This window comes from Pseudoduganella sp. UC29_71 (assembly GCF_042693265.1).
In the GTDB taxonomy this organism is placed as follows: Bacteria; Pseudomonadota; Gammaproteobacteria; order Burkholderiales; family Burkholderiaceae_D; genus Rugamonas.
Genome location: NZ_CP170549.1, coordinates 1,892,315 through 1,910,893 on the forward strand (window position 1 = coordinate 1,892,315; position 18,579 = coordinate 1,910,893).

General features: G+C 65.5%; 19 protein-coding genes and 1 pseudogene. 10 read left to right on the forward strand and 10 right to left on the reverse strand.

Annotated elements, in window-relative coordinates; translation table 11 throughout:
- Positions 1-6: 6 nt before the first annotated feature.
- The 3 genes from ACFJI2_RS08315 to ACFJI2_RS08325 are packed head-to-tail and all read right to left on the reverse strand — an operon-like array spanning position 7 to position 2,799.
- A complete protein-coding gene (locus ACFJI2_RS08315; protein ID WP_377704573.1) occupies positions 7-669 on the reverse strand; it encodes a methionine ABC transporter permease in 663 nt (220 codons plus the stop codon).
- Entirely contained in the window at positions 662-1,621 is a 960-nt protein-coding gene (locus tag ACFJI2_RS08320; protein ID WP_377704574.1) for a methionine ABC transporter ATP-binding protein, read from the reverse strand. Before ACFJI2_RS08320 ends, ACFJI2_RS08315 begins: the two co-directional genes overlap by 8 nt.
- A complete protein-coding gene (locus ACFJI2_RS08325; protein ID WP_377704575.1) occupies positions 1,621-2,799 on the reverse strand; it encodes an acyl-CoA dehydrogenase family protein in 1,179 nt (392 codons plus the stop codon). The genes ACFJI2_RS08320 and ACFJI2_RS08325 overlap by 1 nt, the downstream gene beginning before the upstream one ends.
- Before the next feature lie 193 nt (positions 2,800-2,992).
- Here ACFJI2_RS08325 and ssuE point away from each other — a divergent pair.
- The 8 genes and pseudogenes from ssuE to ACFJI2_RS08365 all read left to right on the forward strand — a co-directional run.
- Positions 2,993-3,520, forward strand: a pseudogene (gene ssuE, locus ACFJI2_RS08330) (NADPH-dependent FMN reductase); the annotation flags it as partial.
- A gap of 204 nt (positions 3,521-3,724) precedes the next feature.
- Positions 3,725-4,702 (forward strand): sulfonate ABC transporter substrate-binding protein, encoded by a 978-nt coding sequence (locus ACFJI2_RS08335; RefSeq protein ID WP_377704576.1) that lies wholly within the window; start codon positions 3,725-3,727, stop codon positions 4,700-4,702.
- Between the two features lie 17 nt (positions 4,703-4,719).
- Positions 4,720-5,862, forward strand: coding sequence for an FMNH2-dependent alkanesulfonate monooxygenase (ssuD, locus tag ACFJI2_RS08340; protein WP_377705812.1), 1,143 nt, complete (start codon positions 4,720-4,722; stop codon positions 5,860-5,862).
- 1 nt (position 5,863) lies between these two features.
- Positions 5,864-6,679, forward strand: coding sequence for an aliphatic sulfonate ABC transporter permease SsuC (ssuC, locus tag ACFJI2_RS08345; protein WP_377704577.1), 816 nt, complete (start codon positions 5,864-5,866; stop codon positions 6,677-6,679).
- A 10-nt stretch (positions 6,680-6,689) separates the two neighbouring features.
- Positions 6,690-7,523: an ATP-binding cassette domain-containing protein gene (locus ACFJI2_RS08350; RefSeq protein WP_377704578.1), complete on the forward strand. Its 834-nt coding sequence runs from the start codon at positions 6,690-6,692 to the stop codon at positions 7,521-7,523.
- Between the two features lie 220 nt (positions 7,524-7,743).
- Positions 7,744-8,310 (forward strand): YceI family protein, encoded by a 567-nt coding sequence (locus tag ACFJI2_RS08355; RefSeq protein ID WP_107872083.1) that lies wholly within the window; start codon positions 7,744-7,746, stop codon positions 8,308-8,310.
- Between the two features lie 96 nt (positions 8,311-8,406).
- Complete coding sequence (locus tag ACFJI2_RS08360) at positions 8,407-10,179, forward strand: amidohydrolase (protein WP_377704579.1); 1,773 nt, start codon at positions 8,407-8,409, stop codon at positions 10,177-10,179.
- The gene (locus ACFJI2_RS08365; protein WP_107980029.1) at positions 10,176-10,586 is read left to right on the forward strand and encodes a DoxX family protein; all 411 of its coding nucleotides are present in this window, start codon (positions 10,176-10,178) and stop codon (positions 10,584-10,586) included. Before ACFJI2_RS08360 ends, ACFJI2_RS08365 begins: the two co-directional genes overlap by 4 nt.
- Positions 10,587-10,725: 139 nt before the next feature.
- Here ACFJI2_RS08365 and ACFJI2_RS08370 read toward each other — a convergent pair whose 3' ends face one another.
- From ACFJI2_RS08370 to ACFJI2_RS08380, 3 genes are all read right to left on the reverse strand, one after another.
- The gene (locus tag ACFJI2_RS08370) at positions 10,726-11,781 is read right to left on the reverse strand and encodes an alkene reductase (protein WP_377704580.1); all 1,056 of its coding nucleotides are present in this window, start codon (positions 11,779-11,781) and stop codon (positions 10,726-10,728) included.
- Between the two features lie 33 nt (positions 11,782-11,814).
- Positions 11,815-12,117, reverse strand: coding sequence for a helix-turn-helix transcriptional regulator (locus ACFJI2_RS08375; protein ID WP_107872089.1), 303 nt, complete (start codon positions 12,115-12,117; stop codon positions 11,815-11,817).
- Between the two features lie 86 nt (positions 12,118-12,203).
- Positions 12,204-12,575, reverse strand: coding sequence for a DUF1304 domain-containing protein (locus ACFJI2_RS08380; protein ID WP_377704581.1), 372 nt, complete (start codon positions 12,573-12,575; stop codon positions 12,204-12,206).
- A gap of 115 nt (positions 12,576-12,690) precedes the next feature.
- Between ACFJI2_RS08380 and sugE the strand changes: the two genes are divergently transcribed.
- A complete protein-coding gene (gene sugE / locus ACFJI2_RS08385) occupies positions 12,691-13,005 on the forward strand; it encodes a quaternary ammonium compound efflux SMR transporter SugE (RefSeq protein ID WP_056395452.1) in 315 nt (104 codons plus the stop codon).
- 24 nt (positions 13,006-13,029) lie between these two features.
- On the opposite strand, the gene ACFJI2_RS08390 is transcribed toward sugE, so the two are convergent.
- Both ACFJI2_RS08390 and ACFJI2_RS08395 read right to left on the reverse strand, forming a co-directional pair.
- The gene (locus tag ACFJI2_RS08390; RefSeq protein ID WP_377704582.1) at positions 13,030-13,710 is read right to left on the reverse strand and encodes a substrate-binding periplasmic protein; all 681 of its coding nucleotides are present in this window, start codon (positions 13,708-13,710) and stop codon (positions 13,030-13,032) included.
- 152 nt (positions 13,711-13,862) lie between these two features.
- The gene (locus ACFJI2_RS08395; RefSeq protein WP_377704583.1) at positions 13,863-14,825 is read right to left on the reverse strand and encodes a succinylglutamate desuccinylase/aspartoacylase family protein; all 963 of its coding nucleotides are present in this window, start codon (positions 14,823-14,825) and stop codon (positions 13,863-13,865) included.
- Positions 14,826-14,896: 71 nt separating this feature from the next.
- Between ACFJI2_RS08395 and ACFJI2_RS08400 the strand changes: the two genes are divergently transcribed.
- Positions 14,897-16,081: an acyltransferase family protein gene (locus ACFJI2_RS08400; protein WP_377704584.1), complete on the forward strand. Its 1,185-nt coding sequence runs from the start codon at positions 14,897-14,899 to the stop codon at positions 16,079-16,081.
- 10 nt (positions 16,082-16,091) lie between these two features.
- Here the strand turns inward: ACFJI2_RS08400 and ACFJI2_RS08405 are convergent, their stop codons facing one another.
- A complete protein-coding gene (locus ACFJI2_RS08405; protein ID WP_377704585.1) occupies positions 16,092-17,036 on the reverse strand; it encodes an HNH endonuclease in 945 nt (314 codons plus the stop codon).
- Positions 17,033-18,574: an AAA family ATPase gene (locus ACFJI2_RS08410; RefSeq protein ID WP_377704586.1), complete on the reverse strand. Its 1,542-nt coding sequence runs from the start codon at positions 18,572-18,574 to the stop codon at positions 17,033-17,035. The genes ACFJI2_RS08405 and ACFJI2_RS08410 overlap by 4 nt, the downstream gene beginning before the upstream one ends.
- Positions 18,575-18,579 lie beyond the last annotated feature (5 nt).

The window sequence follows — 18,579 nt, forward strand, 5'->3', positions numbered from 1 at the left end:
TTGAGGTTAGCGTTTGTCGAGCCGGCGGGCGATGCGGTTGCCGGTGAACTGGATGGTTTGCACGATGGCGATGAGCACGGCGACGGTGGCGATCATGATGTCGGTCTCGAAGCGGTAGTAGCCGTAGCGGATGGCCAGGTCGCCGATGCCGCCGCCGCCCACCACGCCGGCCACGGCGGAATAGGACAGGAAGCTGATGGACAGCACGGTGAGCGCCAGCACGAGGCCGGAGCGGGCCTCCACCAGCAGCACGCGCAGGACGATCTGCAGTTCGGACGCGCCCATGGCGTGCGCCGCTTCGATGACGCCGCGCGGCACTTCGCGCAGTGCCTGTTCGACCATGCGGGCGAAGTAGGGGATGGCGGCGAAGGACAGCGGCACGGCGGCTGCCAGCGGGCCGATGGACGTGCCCGCGATGACGCGCGTGAGCGGCACCAGCGCCACCAGCAGGATGATGAAGGGGAAGGAGCGCACGGTGTTGACGAACCAGCCGAGCAGCAGGGAGGCGGGCTTGTTCTGCAGCGACTGGCTGTCGGCCACCAGGAACAGCAGCACGCCCAGCGGGCCGCCAATGACGACGGCAGCGGACAGGCCGATGCCTAGCATCGTCAGCGTCTGGCCCAGCGCGAGCCACAGTTCGGGCAGCAGGGTGATGATTTTCTCAAGCATGGGCGGCCTCCGTGGAGACTGGTGCCGTGGAGGCGGCGCCGGCCGGGTCGGCATGGGCCGGCTCGGGCGCAGGCGGGGCGGCGGCCCAAGGCGAGGTGGCGGCCGCAGTGTGTGGGGCGGATGCAGGTGAAAAGCCGGGCGCAGGTGAAAGGCTGGGCGCCGGCGGGACGGAGGGCGCGGCGGGGCGCAGGCTGGCGAGTTCGCGGCCGAGGGCGGTCTTGCGCGCTTCGCTGCCGGTGAGCGCGAATTGCTCGGCGATGGTGCCGTCCTCGATCACGGCCACGCGGTCGCAGATCGCGTCCAGCACGGACAGCTCGTGGCTGACGATCACAATGGTCACGTCCAGCCGCTGGTTGATATCCTTCAGCGTGGCGAGCAGCGCGCGCGTGGTTTCCGCGTCCAGCGCCGACGTCGGCTCGTCGCACAGCAGCACGGCTGGCCCGCTGGCCAGCGCCCGCGCTACGGCCACGCGCTGCTTCTGCCCGCCCGACAGCTGCGCCGGATAACTGTCCGCCTTGCCGCCCAGTTCCACCAACTCCAGGCAGTCCCGCACCCGCGCCGCGATCTGCTCGCGCGTGCGTCCGCCATGGATGCGCAAGGGGAAGGCCACGTTGTCGAACACACTGGCATTCTGCAGCAGGTTGAACTGCTGGAAGATCATGCCGATGTTCTGCCTCGCCTCGCGCAGTGCGCGCTTGCCAAGCGCCGTCAGCTCGCGGCCGTCGACCGTCACGCTGCCGCCGTCCGGCTGCTCCAGCAGGTTAATCAGGCGCAGCAAGGTGGACTTGCCGGCGCCGCTCTTGCCTATCAGGCCGAAAATTTCGCCCTCGCGTACTTCCAGCGACACGTTTTTGACGGCGTGGAAATGGCCGCCCTTGGGAAGGGCGAACCTCTTGCTGGCGCCGCGGATCTGTATCAGCGGCGTGCGGGGGACTTGCGTGGTGTTTGTCATTACGAATAAGCGCTTGGTTCAGGAAGCGTGCCTTGCAGCGCAAAGCGCCCCAGGTCACGGTATTTGTAGTCGATCGGATCGTGCAGGGTATGCACGCGGACGTTGCGCCAGTAGCGGTCGAAGCCATATTTGGCCGAGGTCGAGCGCGCGCCGGTCAGCTCGAACAGCTGGCTGCTGATCTCCACGCCCGCCTTGTGCGCCAGCACCTTGGCTTCCGCCACGGCCACCGCCAGCTCGCCGCGCGTGCGCGCGCTCACCTGCGCCCCTTGCGCGAACACGCGGTCTAGTTCATGCGCCGCGTGGTTCGCCAGCACTTGCGCCGGCCGCAGCAAGGTCCACAGCTGGCCGTAGCGGTGCTGTACCAGTGGGTCTTCGCTGGCCGACGCCACGCCGGACTGGAACCACGGCCGCGCTTCCTCATTGGTGTACGCGCGCGCCGCCTCGAAAGCGCCTTCGCCTATGCCCAGATAGAGGTTGGCCATGATCAGCTGCGCCACCTGCGAGCGCAGCGTGGCCTGCGGCGTGGGCGCCTGGCCCGGGACCTGCAGCACCAGTTCCTGTGGCAGGCGCACGCCGTTGAATGACACGTTGCCGCTGTCGGTCTGGCGCTGGCCGAAAGCGTCCCAGTCGGCCTGCACGCGGATGCCCTCCTGCCGCGTGGGCAGCACGGCGATCAGCGCGCTCTGCGTGGGGGCGTGCCAGGCCGACAGCGTGAGCCAGTCCGAACCGACCGAGCCGGATGCAAAGCTCTTCAGCCCATTCAGCTCGTAGCCGCCGCGCGCGTCCGCTGCGGTGGTGCGTTTGTCCAGCGGATTCAGGGCATTGCCCCAGAACAGGCGCTGTTCGACTGTCTCGGTGAGCAGGCGGCGCTGCTGCTGGGCGCTGCCGTACAGGCGTATGCCTGCCAGCTGCAGGTGGTGAAAGCCGAATACGTGGGCCAGCGCGCTGTCGGCGCGGGCCAGGATGCGGATCACCTGATAGACCGTGCTCCAGCTTGCGCCCTGGCCGCCGTATTCAGCGGGAATGGACAGCGCGAGCAGGCCGGATTCGCGTATCCATTCGCGTTCCGTGGCCGCGTGGCCGCCGGCGCGGTCGCGCTCGACGGCACTTTCCGCCAGCCGGGCGGCGAGCGCCGAGGCAATGGCGATAGGGTCTTCTGCGAAAAAGGGTTCCTCCATGATACAGATTCCGGTGATGTCGATGCAGGCCAGTATCGCACCGGGATTCGGGCGCCGTACACGAAGAAATCCGGCTTTCCTTATGCAGAAACGTCATTCGGTGAAAATCAGATATCGATGCGCAAAACAATTCGTTCTGCTTTCAGGCGGACGGCCGTAGTCTGGAAAAAACCATCCAAACTCGGGGAGAAAAATGAGCATCCTACTTCTTGGCGGCAGTCCTTCGCTTCCTTCCAGTTCCAGCAGGCTGCTGCTGCACATCGGCGACAAGCTGGCGGTGCACGGTCATCAGCTGCAGCGCCTGCATGTGCGGGACCTGCCGGCGCAGGCCTTGCTGCACGCGGACACGGAAGACGCCGCCCTTCAACGCGCCGTCGCCGCGGTGGCGTCCGCGCAGGCGATCGTGATCGCCACGCCGGTCTACAAGGCGTCGTATTCCGGCGTGTTGAAAGCCTTCCTGGATCTGCTGCCGCAGGACGGGCTGGCCGGCAAGGTGGTGCTGCCGATCGCCACCGGCGGCACGCAGTCGCACATGCTGGCACTGGACTATGCGCTGCGCCCCGTGCTGCACGCACTGGCCGCCAAGCAGGTACTGACCAGCATATTCGCCACCAGCCAGCAGCTGGTCTGGCAGGATGAACAGGGGCTGACGCTGGCGCCGCCCATCGCCACCCGCGTTGCCGTGGGTGTGGACGAGCTGCTCGCCGCGCTGGCGCCGCTGGCCGGGACGCGCACCGCTGCGGACCTTGATGGCGCCGATCGCGCGGTTGAAGCTGCGGCCGAAGCTGCGGGCGCAATCGGCCTGGGCGCCGCTGCGCGCGGCCCGCATGCCGCGCACGGCGTCCACATCGCCAACGGCGCCCCGGTGCGTTCGCTGCAAGACCATCCCTACACCCCTGCCAGCCAGGCCGCATAAGGAAGACACATGAGCAATCAACACAAGCGCGCCGCGCGCCGCCGCACCATCGGCCTGCTGTTCGCGGGCGCCGCCGGCGTGGCAGTGGCCAGCCTGCCGGGCATCGCGCAGGCACAGGCGAAGCCGGTGCTGCGCATCGGCTACCAGAAGTACGGCACGCTGACGCTGCTGAAAGGACGCGGCACGCTGGAGAAGCGCCTGGCCGCAAAAGGCGTGGACGTGAAATGGACCGAGTTCCCCGCCGGCCCGGTGCTGCTGGAAGGCCTGAACGTGGGCAGCATCGATTTCGGCACGGTGGGCGAGGCGCCGCCCATCTTCGCGCAGGCTGCGGGCGCCAACCTGGTCTACGTCGGCAACGAGCCGCCATCGCCGTCCAGCGAAGCCATCGTGGTGCCCAGGGATTCCAGGGCCCGCAGCCTGGCCGACCTCAAAGGCAGGAAGATCGTGCTGAACAAGGGTTCCAACGTCCACTTCCTGCTGGTGAAGGCGCTGGAGAAGGCCGGCCTGGGCTACAAGGACGTGGAAGTGGTATTCCTGCCGCCGGCCGATGCGCGCGCCGCCTTCGAGCGCGGCAGCGTCGATGCCTGGGCGATCTGGGACCCGTTCCTGGCCGCCGCCGAAAAGCAGCTTGGCGCGCGCGTGCTGGTGGACGGGCAGGGACTGGTGGCCAACCACCAGTTCTACCTGGCCGCCCGTCCGTACGCGGAAAAGAACCCGGAGATCGTCCGCATCGTCATCGAGGAGCTGGCCAAGGTGGACGAGTGGGGCCTGAAGAACCAGAAGGAAGTCGCCGCCATCCTGGCCGCGCAGACCGGCCTGGAAACGGGCGTGGTGGAGCTGGCCGCGTCGCGCTACGCCTACGGGGTGAAGCCGGTGACGCCGGAAGTGATCGCAGCGCAGCAGAAGGTGGCGGACGCGTTCGCGGGCCTGAAGCTGATCCCCAAGCCGATCGCGGTCAAGGACGCGCTGCTGCCGTTTAAGCTTTAAAAGGAATTGTCATGTCGTTGAATATTTTCTGGTTCATTCCCACGCACGGCGACAGCCGCTACCTGGGCACGTCCAAGGGCGCGCGCGCGGTCGATGCGGACTATCTGCAGCAGGTGGCAGTGGCGGCCGATACGCTGGGCTACGACGGCGTGCTGCTGCCCACCGGCCGCTCCTGCGAGGACGCGTGGGTGGTGGCCTCGTCGCTGATCAACGCGACGAAGAAGCTGAAGTTCCTGGTGGCCGTGCGTCCGGGACTGTCCACGCCGGGGCTGGCGGTGCGCATGGCGTCCACCTTCGACCGGCTGTCGAACGGCCGCCTGCTGATCAACGTCGTCACCGGCGGCGACCAGGGCGAACTGGAGGCGGACGGCCTGTTCGCGGACCACGCCAAACGCTACGAGATTTCGGACGAGTTCATCCGCGTGTGGCGGGCGTCGCTGTCGGGCGAGGGCGGCGAGGCGGGCTACGATTTCGAAGGCAAGCATATCCAGGTGAAGGGTGCGCGCACGCTGTATCCGCCGGTGCAGAAGCCGTATCCGCCGCTGTACTTCGGCGGTTCGTCCGAGCCGGCGCACGAACTCGCGGCGCAGCAGATGGACGTGTACCTGACCTGGGGCGAGCCGCCGGCCGCCGTGGCGGAGAAGATCGCCGACATCCGCGCGCGGGCCGCGAAGCATGGCCGCACGGTGCGCTTCGGCATCCGCCTGCACGTGATCGTGCGCGAGACGAACGAGGCGGCTTGGCGCGCGGCCGAGGAGCTGATCAGCCATCTGGACGACGAGGTGATCGCCAAGGCGCAGGCGGCGTTCAGCAAGATGGATTCGGTGGGCCAGCGCCGCATGGCCGAGCTGCACGGCGGCCGGCGCGACAAGCTGGAAGTGTCGCCCAACCTGTGGGCGGGCGTGGGGCTGGTGCGCGGCGGCGCGGGGACGGCGCTGGTCGGCGACGCGGAGACGGTGCACGCGCGCATCCAGGAGTATGCGGACCTGGGCATCGAGACGTTTATCTTCTCGGGTTATCCGCACCTGGAGGAGTCGTACCGGTTCGCCGAGCTGGTGTTCCCGCTGCTGGGCAAGGGCAAGGCCGTCACCGAGCAGTCGCTGAGCGGGCCGTTCGGCGAAGTCATGGCCAGCAATATCCTGCCGAAGAAGGCGGCCTGACATGGGCGGCGCCGGCGCTTCCATTTCCCGCGCCGCCCCGACGGGCCACTCTGCGTCTCCAGGCTTGGCGGCAGGCTTCGCGCCGTGGCTGCTGCCGGTTGGCCTGCTGCTGCTGTGGGAGCTGTCGGCGCGCGTGGGCTGGCTGTCCAGCCGCGTGCTGCCCGAACCGTGGGCGGTGGCGCAAGCTTTCTGGACGCTGGCGGTATCCGGCGAGTTGTGGACGCATCTGCGCACCAGCCTTTGGCGCGCGGGCAGCGGCTTTGCCATCGGCGCCGGGGCAGGGCTGGCGCTCGGCCTGCTGACGGGCAGCTTCCGCCGCGCCGAAACGCTGCTCGACACCACCTTGCAGATGGTGCGCAACATCCCCGCGCTGGCGCTGATTCCGCTGGTGATCCTGTGGTTCGGCATCGATGAAACGGCCAAGCTGTTCCTGCTGGCGGTGGGCGTGTTCTTCCCGGTCTACCTGAACACCTTCCACGGCATCCGCTCCACCGACCCGGCGCTGATCGAGATGGCGCGCAGCTACGGCGTGTCCGGCTGGCCGCTGTACCGCGACGTGATCCTGCCTGGCGCGCTGCCGTCCATCCTCGTTGGCGTGCGTTTCTCGCTCGGCCTGGTGTGGGTGCTGCTGATCGTGGCCGAAACCATTTCGGCGCAGGAGGGCATAGGCTATATGACCATGAACGCGCGCGAGTTCCTGCAAACGGACGTGGTGCTGGTCGGCATACTGCTGTACGCCTTGCTCGGCAAGCTGGCCGACCTGGCTTCGCGCGCGATGGAGAAGCACTTCCTGCGCTGGAATCCCGCTTACCGCTGAAAGGAGCGTTATGCTGCTGGCACCTACTTATTTTGAATCCGACCTGTTCGCCGATACACGGGAGGGCGCGCCGCGCGATGAGCCCAGGCCGCAGCAGCCGGCCGCGCGCGGCGGCCCGGAGCGCGAAGGCGTGGCAGTCGGCATCTCGGCGCTGCGCAAGTCCTATGGCGCGCGCGAAGTGCTGCGCGGCGTGGACCTGCAGCTGCAAGCGGGCGAATTCGTTGCCATCGTCGGCCGCAGCGGCTGCGGCAAGAGCACCTTGCTGCGCGCGCTGGCCGGGCTGGAGCAGGCCGATAGCGGCGACATCGCCTTCGGCCAGCACGGCGCCGACCTGCGCATCATGTTCCAGGAAGCGCGCCTGCTGCCGTGGAAGACCGTGCTGGAAAACGTCGCCCTCGGCTTGCCGCATGCGCTGAATGCCGCTGCCGCCGCGCTGTCCACCGTGGGCCTGGGCGAGCGCGCCGACGACTGGCCGGCTGCCCTGTCCGGCGGCCAGAAGCAGCGCGTGGCGCTGGCGCGCGCCCTGGTGCACCAGCCGCAGGTGCTGCTGCTGGACGAACCCCTGGGCGCGCTGGACGCGCTCACCCGCATCGAAATGCAGCAGCTGATCGAGTCCCTGTGGCTGGCGCGCGGCTTCACCGCCGTGCTGGTGACGCACGACGTGGCCGAAGCCGTGGCCCTAGCCGACCGCGTGCTGCTGATCGAAGACGGCGCCATCGCGCTCGACCTCGCCATCGGTCTTCCGCGTCCCCGCGCCGCCGCGCGCAGCGCAGGCCACGGCGCCGCCGCCTTCGCCGCGCTCGAGCAGCGCATCCTCTCCCACGTGCTGCGCGCGCAAGCCTGAGTTAAAAATGCTACCTTTGGCAGATGGGCGCTGCAAGCGGTCCTCTGTACACTGCGCACATGATTGCTTCAGTCTCCGAAACGATGATCGATTTTTTCGATAATAAACCGGTATATTTTCCGTTTTACAATCGATTTGCCCCAGCGCATAATCGGCATCAATCACAAAGATCACGGGCAAACTGCCCGTCCCGATAATCACCCCTGACTGGAGTTTTACTATGAAAAAAATCGTTGCTCTGCTGATCGCCGCTGGCGTGTCCATGGCTGCTACCGCTGCACCGGAAACCTATGTGCTGGACCAGGCCCACACCGCGCCGCGCTTCGAGTACTCGCACTTCGGCTATTCCAACCAGGTGAGCCGTTTCGACAAGACCGAAGGCAAGATCGTGATCGACAAGGCTGCGAAAACGGGTTCGGTGGACGTCACCATCGACACCAAGTCGGTCAACACCGGCTTCCCGCTGTTTAACAACCATATCCAGGGTGAAGACTTCCTGGACACGGCCAAGTTCCCAACCATCACCTACAAGTCGACCAAGGTGAATTTCGCCGGCGACAAAGTGGCGTCGGTGGACGGCAACCTGACCATCAAGGGCATCACCAAGCCTGTGTCGCTGAAAGTGACCTCGTTCCAGTGCATGCCGCATCCGATGCTGAAGAAAGACGCTTGCGGCGCCAACGCTGTCGCCAAGATCCTGCGCTCCGATTTCAACGCCGGCAAATATGCTCCGCACGTGGGCGACGAAGTGACCCTGACCTTCGCTATCGAAGCGATCAAGGAATAAGTTTTTGAAGTAAGCAGCAAGCAGTAAGCTGTGAGCAGTAAGCAGTGCCGGCCGGCCGCCATTTTTGATGTGCCCTATAAAATCAAGGACTACAACATGAATCCGGTATTCACCAGGCTGGTGCTGCCTGCGGCTTTGTCCGCAGCGTTCCTCACGCCGGCCCTCGCGGCCGACCTCATCATCACCAACGGCAAGGTGGCCACCATGGTCAAGGAGGGCAGCTTTGCCCAGGCCGTGGCGATGAAGGACGGCAAAATCGAAGCCGTCGGCAGCAATGCCCAGATCCTCAAGCTGAAACAAGCCAACACGCAAGTGATCGACGCCGGCGGCCGCACCGTCATCCCCGGCCTGAACGACTCGCACCTGCACGTCATCCGCGAAGGCCTGAACTACAACGCCGAACTGCGCTGGGATGGCGTGACCTCGCTGAAGAAGGCGATGGAAATGCTGAAGGAGCAGGCCGCGCGCACGCCGGAGGGTGCCTGGATCAAGGTGGTGGGCGGCTGGAATGAATTCCAGTTCGAGGAAAAGCGCCTGCCCACGCTGGAGGAAATCAACGCCGCCGTGCCGGACAAGCCGGTCTTCCTGCTGTACCTGTACGGCCTGGGCTTCCTGAACCAGAAGGGCATCGAGACCCTGGGCTACAACAAGGACACCAAATTCAAGGATGGCGTGGTGGAGTTGGACGCGCAAGGCAAGCCGACCGGCAAGCTGATCGCCAAGCCGAACGCGCTGATCCTGTACACCACGCTGGCCAAGACCAATGTGCTGCCGCGCGATCAGCAGCTGAACTCCACGCTGCACTACTACCGCGAACTGAACCGCCTGGGCGTGACCAGCGCCATCGACGCCGGCGGCGGCGGCCAGAACTTCCCGGACGATTACGGCGTGTCCGTCGAGCTGGCCAAGGACGGCAAGCTGACCGTGCGCACATCGTATTACCTGTTCGCGCAGAAGCCGGGCAAGGAGCTGGAAGACTACCAGCGCTGGCTCACCTTGACCAAGCCGGACACCAACCAGCACATGTTCTACGCCAACGGCTACACCACCGAGGGCGCGGGCGAGAACCTGGTCTGGAGCGCGGCCGACTTCGAGAACTTCCTCGAACCGCGCCCGGACATGCCGGAGCAGATGGAAGGCGAACTGGAAGCCGTGCTGCGCCTGCTGGTGAAGAACCGCTGGCCGTTCCGCATCCACGCCACCTATGGCGAGTCGATCGACCGCGACCTGGCCGTGATCGAGAAGGTGAACAAGGAGATGCCGCTGAAAGGCCTGCGCTGGTTCTTCGACCACGCTGAAACCATCAGCGACGCCCAGCTGGCGCGCGTGAAGGCGCTGGGCGGCGGCATCGCCGTGCAGGACCGCATGCATTTCCAGGGCGAGCACTACTGGAAGCAGTACGGCGCGCAGACACGCCAGATGCCGCCCATCCGCAAGATGCTGGAGATGAAGCTGCCGGTCGGCCTGGGCACGGACGGCACCCGCGTGAGCAGCTACGGCCCGTGGCCGTCGGTGTACTGGGCGGTGACGGGCAAGACTGCCGGCGGCCTGAGCCTGTGGCAGCCGAAGGACATCCTGAGCCGCTACGAGGCGCTCAAGCTGATGACCAGCGGCAGCGCCTGGATGAGTGGCGAGGAAAAGGTGAAGGGCACGCTGGCCAAGGGCCAATATGCGGACCTGGTGATCTTGCCGCAGGATTACTTCAGCATGCCGGTGGAGCAGATCAAGAACCTGGAAAGCGCGCTGACCGTGGTGAACGGCAGGGTGGTGTATGCGGGCAAGGACTTCGCCCAGTATGCGCAGCCGCTGCCCGAGGTGGCGCCTGAGTGGAGCCCGGTCAAGCACTACGGCGGGTACCAGAACAAATGACGGCGCTGCTGCGGAAACTGATCGGGCCGTTCACGCCGGATGGCGGGCTGCTGTTCGCCCGCATCGCGGGGGCGGCGCTGCTGCTGCATGTGCACGGGATACCGAAGATCGTGCATTATCAGCAGGAGCTGGCGCATATCGACGACCCGCTAGGCATGGGGCGCGCGCTCACCTTGTGGTGCGCGCTGTTTGCCGAGGTAGTGTGTCCGGTGCTGATCGCGCTGGGGTTGTTCACGCGGCTGGCGGCGCTGCCGGTGGTGTTCTTGCTGGCCGTGTCCATGGTGCTGGTGCACCCGGACTGGAGCATCGCCGAGGGGCAGTTCGGCTGGCTGCTGGTGATCGTGTTCGGCACCATCGCGCTGAGCGGCGCGGGACGGTATTCGGTGGACGCGAAGCTGGCGGGGTAGCGAAGCCGGCGGGTTACGGCTGCGCCTAACCCGCCCTACGAACCCACCCCTGTGCGATGGCGTTATGGCGCATGGCGTGAATGGCGCGTAGGGCGGATTAGCGGCTTGGCCGCGTAATCCGCCGGGAGCCGCCGCAGGCTTATGCCAGGGCAGGGTAGTCCGTGTACCCTTCCGCCGTCGAATGGTAGAAGGTTTCCGGGCGCTGCGGGTTCAGCGCCGCGTCCTGCTGCAGGCGTGCCGGCAGGTCGGGATTGGCGATGAAATCCTTGCCCCAGGCGACCGCGTCGGCCGTGCCCGCCGCCAGGATGGCGTTGGCCGTGGCCTTGTCCATCTTCTCGTTGGCGATATAGATGCCGCCGAATTCCTTCTTCAGCAGCGGTCCCAGGCTATCCTCGCCCACCGCTTCGCGCGCGCAGATGAAGGCGATGCCGCGCTTGCCCAGCTCGCGCGCCACGTAGCCGAACGTTTCGGCCGGGTTGGAGTCGCTCATGTCGTGCGCGTCGCGGCGCGGCGCCAGGTGCATGCCCACGCGGCCGGCGCCCCACACTTCAATCACCGCATCGGTCACTTCCAGCATCAGGCGGGCGCGGTTCTCGATCGGGCCGCCGTAGGCGTCGGTGCGCTTGTTGGTGCCGTCCTGCAGGAACTGGTCCAGCAGGTAGCCGTTGGCGCCGTGGATTTCCACGCCGTCAAAACCGGCCAGCTTGGCGTTTTCCGCCCCCTTGCGGTAAGCGGCCACGATGCCCGGAATTTCTTCCAGCTCCAGCGCGCGCGGCACCGGGTAGGGGCGCTGCGGGCGCAGCAGGCTGACAAAGCCCTTGGCCGCGATGGCGCTGGGCGCCACCGGCGCGTCGCCGTTCAGGAAGCTCGGGTCCGAAATGCGGCCCACGTGCCACAGCTGCAGGAAGATCTTGCCGCCGGCCGCGTGCACCGCCTCGGTCACCAGCTTCCAGCCCGCCACCTGCTCGTCCGACCAGATGCCCGGGGTGTCGGCGTAGCCCACGCCCTGCGGGGTGACGGCGGTCGCTTCGCTCAGGATCAGGCCGGCCGAAGCGCGCTGCACATAGTATTCCGCCATCAGCGCGTTCGGCACGCGGTCGCCGCCCACGGCGCGGGCGCGCGTCAGCGGCGCCATGATGATGCGGTTGTTCAGGGTCAGGTCGCCGATCTTGATAGGGTCAAACAGGTTTGCCATGGTGGTCTTCCTTCAGTTGCCGGGCCTCGTCGATTACAGGCCCTGGTTCATATGGTCGATAAACCCCTGGATCACTTCATCGTTGCGCTTGAAGAAATTCCACTGTCCCACGCGCTGCACCGTCACCAGGCCGGCCTTTTGCAAGGTCGACAGGTGGGCCGACACGGTCGATTGCGACAGGCCGGTGCGCTGGTCGATCAGGCCCGCGCAAACCCCGAAGGTCAGCGGGTGGGCCTGGTCGGCGAAATAGGCTTCCGGCTCCTTGAGCCAGGCCAGGATCTGGCGCCGGACCGGATTGGCCAGCGCCTTGTGGATTGCGTCGATGTCTATGTCCATATTGGGCTTTAGCGATACTCGCATCTATAAAGTCCGATGCGTATATCGGCATTCTACGATATAAAAGAAAAACCTGCTGGCGGCGCTCAAGCCAGCTGGAGCAGCAGCAGGGCGATCACGGCCGGCACTGTCTGCACGAACAGGATGCGGCGCGACACGGTGGCCGCGCCCCACACGCCCGCCACCGCCACGCAGCACAGGCCGAACAGCGTGAAGGCGCGCGCCGTGGCCGGGTCGGGGTGCAAAAAGCCCAGCGCCAGCGCCGCCACCAGGAAGCCGTTATAGCAGCCCTGGTTGGACATGGCCGGCTGCACGATGTCGGCCTTTTCGGCGCTCAGGCCGAACACACGGCGGCCGCGCGTGCGGAACAGCACGGTCTCCAGCAGCACGATGTAGACGTGGATCAGCAGCACCAGGCCGGTGACCACTTTCGCCGCGATGAGCAAATTCGGCAACATTGAGACTCCTTCATGATGGAAATGTTGCAATGATATACTGTCGCCTCTTGCCTGCGGGGACGACCTCGCATCCCGGGGCGCGCGGCGGGGACGACCTTGCCAAGGAGGAGGAAGTATGGCGTGGTTGTTCCTGTTTGTTGCCGGGCTGATGGAAATCGGCTGGGCCGTGGGCCTGAAATACACGGAAGGCTTCAGCAAGCTGGTGCCGTCGGTGCTGACCTTGCTGTCCATGGGCGGCAGCATGGCGCTGCTGGGGTTGGCGCTGCGCGACCTGCCGCTGGGCACGGCCTACGCCGTGTGGACCGGCATCGGCACCGTGGGCACGGCGCTGTTCGGCATCCTGGTGCTGGGCGAGCCGGCCGGCGTGCTGCGCCTGGTGTGCATCTCCATGATCACCTGCGGCATCCTGGGCCTGAAGCTGGCGCACTGAGTGCACTGAGCGCGCCGGGAGGCTTTACGGCGCGGCGCGCTCGCCGGCCCAGCGCTCGTAGATCCGGCCCAGCTCGCCGTTCGCCTTCAGTTTCATCAGCGCCGCATTCATCAGGCGCGCCGCTTCCGGATCGGTCTTCCTGCTGATCCAGAAAAAGATGGGCTCCTCCTTCAGCACGGCCGGCAACAGGCGCACCTTGTCGCTGAGCTTGTTCTCGCGGATCAGCCAGGCCAGGGTGAGCTCGTTCATGTAGACGAAACGGCCGTGGCCGGCCAGGATCTTCTTCATGTTGATCAGGTTGTCCCCGGTGCTGTCGTCCACTTCCAGGCCCAGCACGCGCAGCTGGTCGGTGTAGGCCGCGCCGCGCGAGGTGGTGACCAGCGGCTTGAGCCGCACCAGTTCATCGATGGATTCGACATTCACCTTGTCGCTGGACGCCGCCGCCAGCCGGTGGCGCACGAGGTACAGCTTGCCGGACATATGCGCCACCTTGCGGCGCCGCTCCGAATCGAGCAGCGCGCAGGCCGCGCCCACCGCGCCGGACTGCAAGCCTTGCTCGATCTGCGGCACCGAGCGGAAATCGTCCTGTCCTTTGAACTTCAGGCGCGGTTCGGCCTTCTCCATGGCGGTGAAGATGTCGGGACACAGGCCCGCGGGACGGCCGTCCCGTATCATCCATTTAGGGGGCAGGCTCTCTTGCCCCATTGTGCGGACTACATAATGTTCGGCCTGCGCTCCGAAGGGCAGGCTCATTAGTAATGCACTGAGCGTCAGCAACTTGCGCATTCTTGTTCTCCTGCCAGCGATTGTATCCTTCCGGACATATCGAAGCCAGAGAAAACAAGCTGCGCCGCGGCTTAGAAGCCCGCCGGGTTGGCCTTGGCCAGGTAATACCACTCGGCGTTGGCGCGCGCATTGGTGTCGGGGAACAACACAATGGCGTCCTCGGCGGCCAGCACCGGCGTGCCGTCCGCGCGGCGGCCGATTTCCTCGCCCTTGGCCACGCGGTCGAAGCTGGACCAGACGCGGCTGAACTTGTCGTCCGCATCCTGCTTGTCATGCACTTCCACCATGCTCAGGTACTCGGTCTCTTCCGGCGCCAGCGGCACCGGCTGCGGCGCGTCGATCAAGCCCAGGAAGGCCAGGGTGTTCATGATGGCGCGGTACGCCACTTCCGGCGCCTGCGGATCGGCGTGCTGGCCGCACTCCAGCGTCAGCGCGTAGCCGCCGGTCGAGCGCATGTATTCGGTGGTGCCCACGCCGTAGCGCAGCACGGTTTCCAGCTGTGAATCGTCGCGCAGGCGGCGCTGCACGCCGGCGCCGTAGGTCGCCATCCAGCCGTCGACAAAGCGCTTCACGCCCAGGCGGCGCGCCAGCGCGCGTTCCTTCTCCTCGTGCTGGAAAGGCTGCAGCTTGCCGTCGTTGTTGCGCGGACCGACCATCACGAAAGGCTGGCTCTGCGCGTTGAACGAGTGCAGGTCCAGCAGCACCTCGTGCTGGCTGAGCAGCGGGCACAGCCAGTTAGCGATGCGGTCCTCGAAGTCCTGCGGGTTCTCGTTGGGGAACAGGTTGCGGTTCAGGTTGCGGTCGCCCGAGCGCTCGCCCTTGGCGTAGGCCAGCGGATTGACGATAGGAACAAAGGTCACCATGCCGTTCAGGATGCGCAGCTTGCCGCTGTCGAGTTCCTCCATCACGCGCGTGATGCCCTTGGTGCCGCAGGTCTCGTTGCCGTGCACCGCGCCGGTGATAATCACGCGCGGCCCCTTGCCCTGGCCGGTATAGTTGACGGATTTGAAATGCAGATTGCTTGCTACAGTCATGCTGGTTCCCCGAAACTGATGAATGGCCGTTATTCTAGCGGGGATTCAGCCATTGGCCGTTAAAATACTATATGAAATCCATAACCCGCATTCATGGTCTGGACACGCTGCGCGCATTAGCGATTGTGCTCGTGTTCATGAACCACTACGTCCTGTTCGTCAGCAAACACGCGCCGTTCGGCATCTGGGGCGAGGTGGGCTGGACCGGCGTGGACCTGTTCTTCGGCCTGTCCGGCTACCTGATCGGCAACCAGATCTTCAGCGCCATGCGCAGCGACGCCGGCTTTTCGTTGCGCACCTTCTACATCCGCCGCTTCCTGCGCACCTTGCCCGCGTTCTACGCCGTGCTGGCGCTGTACGCCTGCTGGCCCTGGTTCCGCGCCGGGCTGACCATGCCGCCGCTGTGGCAATTCCTCACCTTCACGCAGAATCTCGACCTCACGCCCGGCACCGCGTTCTCGCACGCCTGGTCGCTGTGCGTGGAAGAGCAGTTCTACGTGCTGCTGCCCGCCATCGCGCTGCTGATCGCCGCCATGCGCCGCTCGCTGGCGTGGGCCTGGGTCGCGGTGGCCGCCAGCTTCCTGGGCGGCATGGCCATCCGCAGCTACCTGTGGCAAGCGCACGTGGGCGACAGCGAAGGCGGCTTCGCCTACTACAACGTCATTTACTACTCCTCGCTGTGCCGCTTCGACGAACTGGTGGCCGGCGTGGCGCTGGCGCTGCTGAAAAACCACCACGCCGGCGCATGGAGCCGGCTCACCTCGCGCGGCAACTGGGCGCTCGCGGCCGGCATGGCGGTAGGCGGCACCGCGCTGTATTTGTTCTCGCAAGACCACTACGGCTACGGCATGACCGTGTTCGGCTACCCGCTGCTGGCGCTGGGCGTCACCCTGCTGCTGATCGCCGCGCTCAGCCCCGGCTCGCTGCTGGAAAAGACGCCCATCCCCGGCTTCGGCAAGCTGGCGCTGTGGTCCTACGCCATCTACCTGACGCACAAGCAAATCTTCCTGCTGCTCAAGCCAGAACTGGCCCAGCACGGCATCAGCGCCGCCAGCTGGACCGGCATCGCCATCATGACGGCCGTGAGCGTCCCGCTCGGCTGGCTGCTCTACGCCGCCATCGAAACCCCCTTCATGAAGCTGCGCGACCGCTACTTCCCCGCCGCCGCCAGCGCAAAGCGGTCTGAGCCGCATTCGGGGTCAGACCCCGAATGCGGCTCAGACCGCTTGCTGCTGCGCTCGCGTGCGGGGCGGTAGAAGGCCGCGCTCAGGGGTTAGGATTGAGCTGGGCGTGGAGATCGCGCAGCATTTTGCCAAGGATGACGTTGCGGTAGTTGGCGGGATCGAAGCGCAGCAGGTGGACTTCGGAGTTGCCCAGCCCGAGTCCGCCGATTTCGCGCGCGCGCAGCCGGCTTAGGGAGAGGCGCGCCACGGCGAATTCAACCGCTTCCGCCACGTGCATCTCGTAGCGCTCCCGCACCAGAAAGGTCTTGACCGAGTTGTTGCTGGGGACGCAGCTGTCGCTGAACTTCACTTGCAGCGTCAGCTGGTGATTGTCTTTGTCGATATTGGAACGCAGGTCTACCAGTTGTCCGGCGCTGTCGGCCAGCGAGAACGAAATCGACTCGGCATCCTCGAACGGGTGCAGGTGCTCTTCGGCATGAAAATCGATGGAGCCCTTCAGGCTGGAGTTGCAGATGCCGCAGCTCGGCACCAGGTTGTTGAGTGAAATTGCCAGGTGGGGGAAGCGGCTCTTGGGCAGGAAATGGTCCAGCGTCGGGCGGAAACTCTTGACTGTTTTGCCTTTCACGATGTCTTGCTGCTGCACGACCGTAAACGCGTAGGCCTGATTGCAGTACGGGCAAGTCCGGTACTTGGACAGCTTGCACAGTTCGTAGGCATTCCAGCCGGCCTTGCTCTTGGAGATGAAGCCGCTGTAATCGAAGATGTCTTCCAGGTCTTGCCGGAACTCGGCACGCTCGGCATCGTCGGCGCAGGCTGCTTCGACCAGCTGGTGGACCGCGATGGTATTGCGCAGCCGGTCCACGCTGCCGTCCAGCAGGTCGTCCTTGATATGTTCCAGGAAGGGCAGGGTGCGCGGCGACGCGACCGTGTGGGTTTTGCTGACCAGCACAGTATCCAGAATCGCTTTCAAGTACGCGTCGTGCCTGGTTTTGGCCTTTTCCCAGTTGTCATGGATGGCCAGGATCATGCCGAGGCTCCGCCGGCTTCCTCCAGCAGCAATTCATATTCGCGCCGGATGATGGGGTCGTCAATAATGGAGCCGACATAGCCTGCGTCCGCCGGGAGCGCGCCCTGTTTCAGCTGCATGACCGCGTCGCGTATCGTCCGGGACGCAAGCTCGCCTATGGTGCCGGCCGCGAAGGAGCTGTTCAGCACCGATTGCATGGGCGCGGCGAACGATACCTGCACTGCTTCGCCTGCCGGGTCTGACGCGCCGTGTTCCATGCTCAGCCTGGTAACGTAGTGACGCGGGACGTCGGTCATCAGCAAGGGGGAGTGGGTAGCCACGATCACTTGCAGGCACTGGTAGTCGAACTTCTCCTTGAAAATGCTCAGCATGCGGCAGATGTTATAGATGTATTGCCGCTGCCATTCCAGGTGCAGGAACGAGTCTCCCTCGTCGATCAGCACCAGCGCACGGCGGGCGCCGTTGCGCCGCAGCTTCTCGAGCGCGCCCCGTATGGCCGCGATTTGAGTCAGGAGCGCCCACACGCCGGAACTCATGTCACGCCAATGCAGCGTCACCACTTTGCCCAGTTTCATGCCCATAATGTCGTTTGCCATCTTCTTGTCGGCCGTGCCAAGGCGGCACACGCCCTCGGCAAGGTCCAGTTCCGGGGGATGGACACGGAAAAAATTCTGCAGGCGGTCGGCCAGACCATAGACCCGCCCTGCGGCGTTGTCGTTTCTTATCTCTTCGGGCAGACGCCGAGGCACGTCGAAGCCGAAGGCCAGGTGCAGCACCATGCCGAGGAGCAGCTGGGGCTTGCGCGCGGCGTCCAGGCTGCTGTAGAGGGCCGCGAAAACAGCAAAGATCTTTTCGGCCTCGTGCTCCTCAAGCAGGGCATCCAGCAGTGAGCCGTATATCTTCGGAATATTTAGGACGGGCTTGTCCGTGGCGCCGGCGCGGCTGCTTGCACCAGACGCTGCGTGTGGCTTTTCAAGCTCTTCCTCGCCCAAGCGGTACAGGCCGGCAAGCCGCTCCGGGTTCCAGTGCCGCGGGAGCGTCAATCCATCCGTCGCCAGCGCGGCCGCAACGAGTTTCACGATGGTCTCAGGCACAAACGCAGCCCCGCCTTCGAGCTTTGCGCTGATGCCGAGTTCGTCGATGACATCCTTCAGCTCGAAAGTCTCGGCATACGTGGGAGAATAGTTGGCCTTGGGCGATGCATCGATGAAGCGTTTCCTGGCGCGGTGCGCGCGCCGGTGCGGGACGGGCGTGTAATACACCACGCCATACTCCGGCACAGGTATCCAGTCTGGGTCTTCCTGCTGCGGCGCCGTGGCGATCCGCACCTCGGTCGCGGCCAGCATTTTGCCGCGCATCGCTTCGATTACCCGGCTCAGCATGAAGGTCTTGCCTGACCCGTTGTTCCCGATCAGCAGGCTGAGCGAGTCCACCTCCTTGAATATGTTCGGCTCGTATCGTTCCTGCGGTGTCCGCCGGGCTTGCAAGGGGCGGCGCAGGGCGATGGTGTGGCCGGGCAGAGCAATGGACTCGATCATGGGCA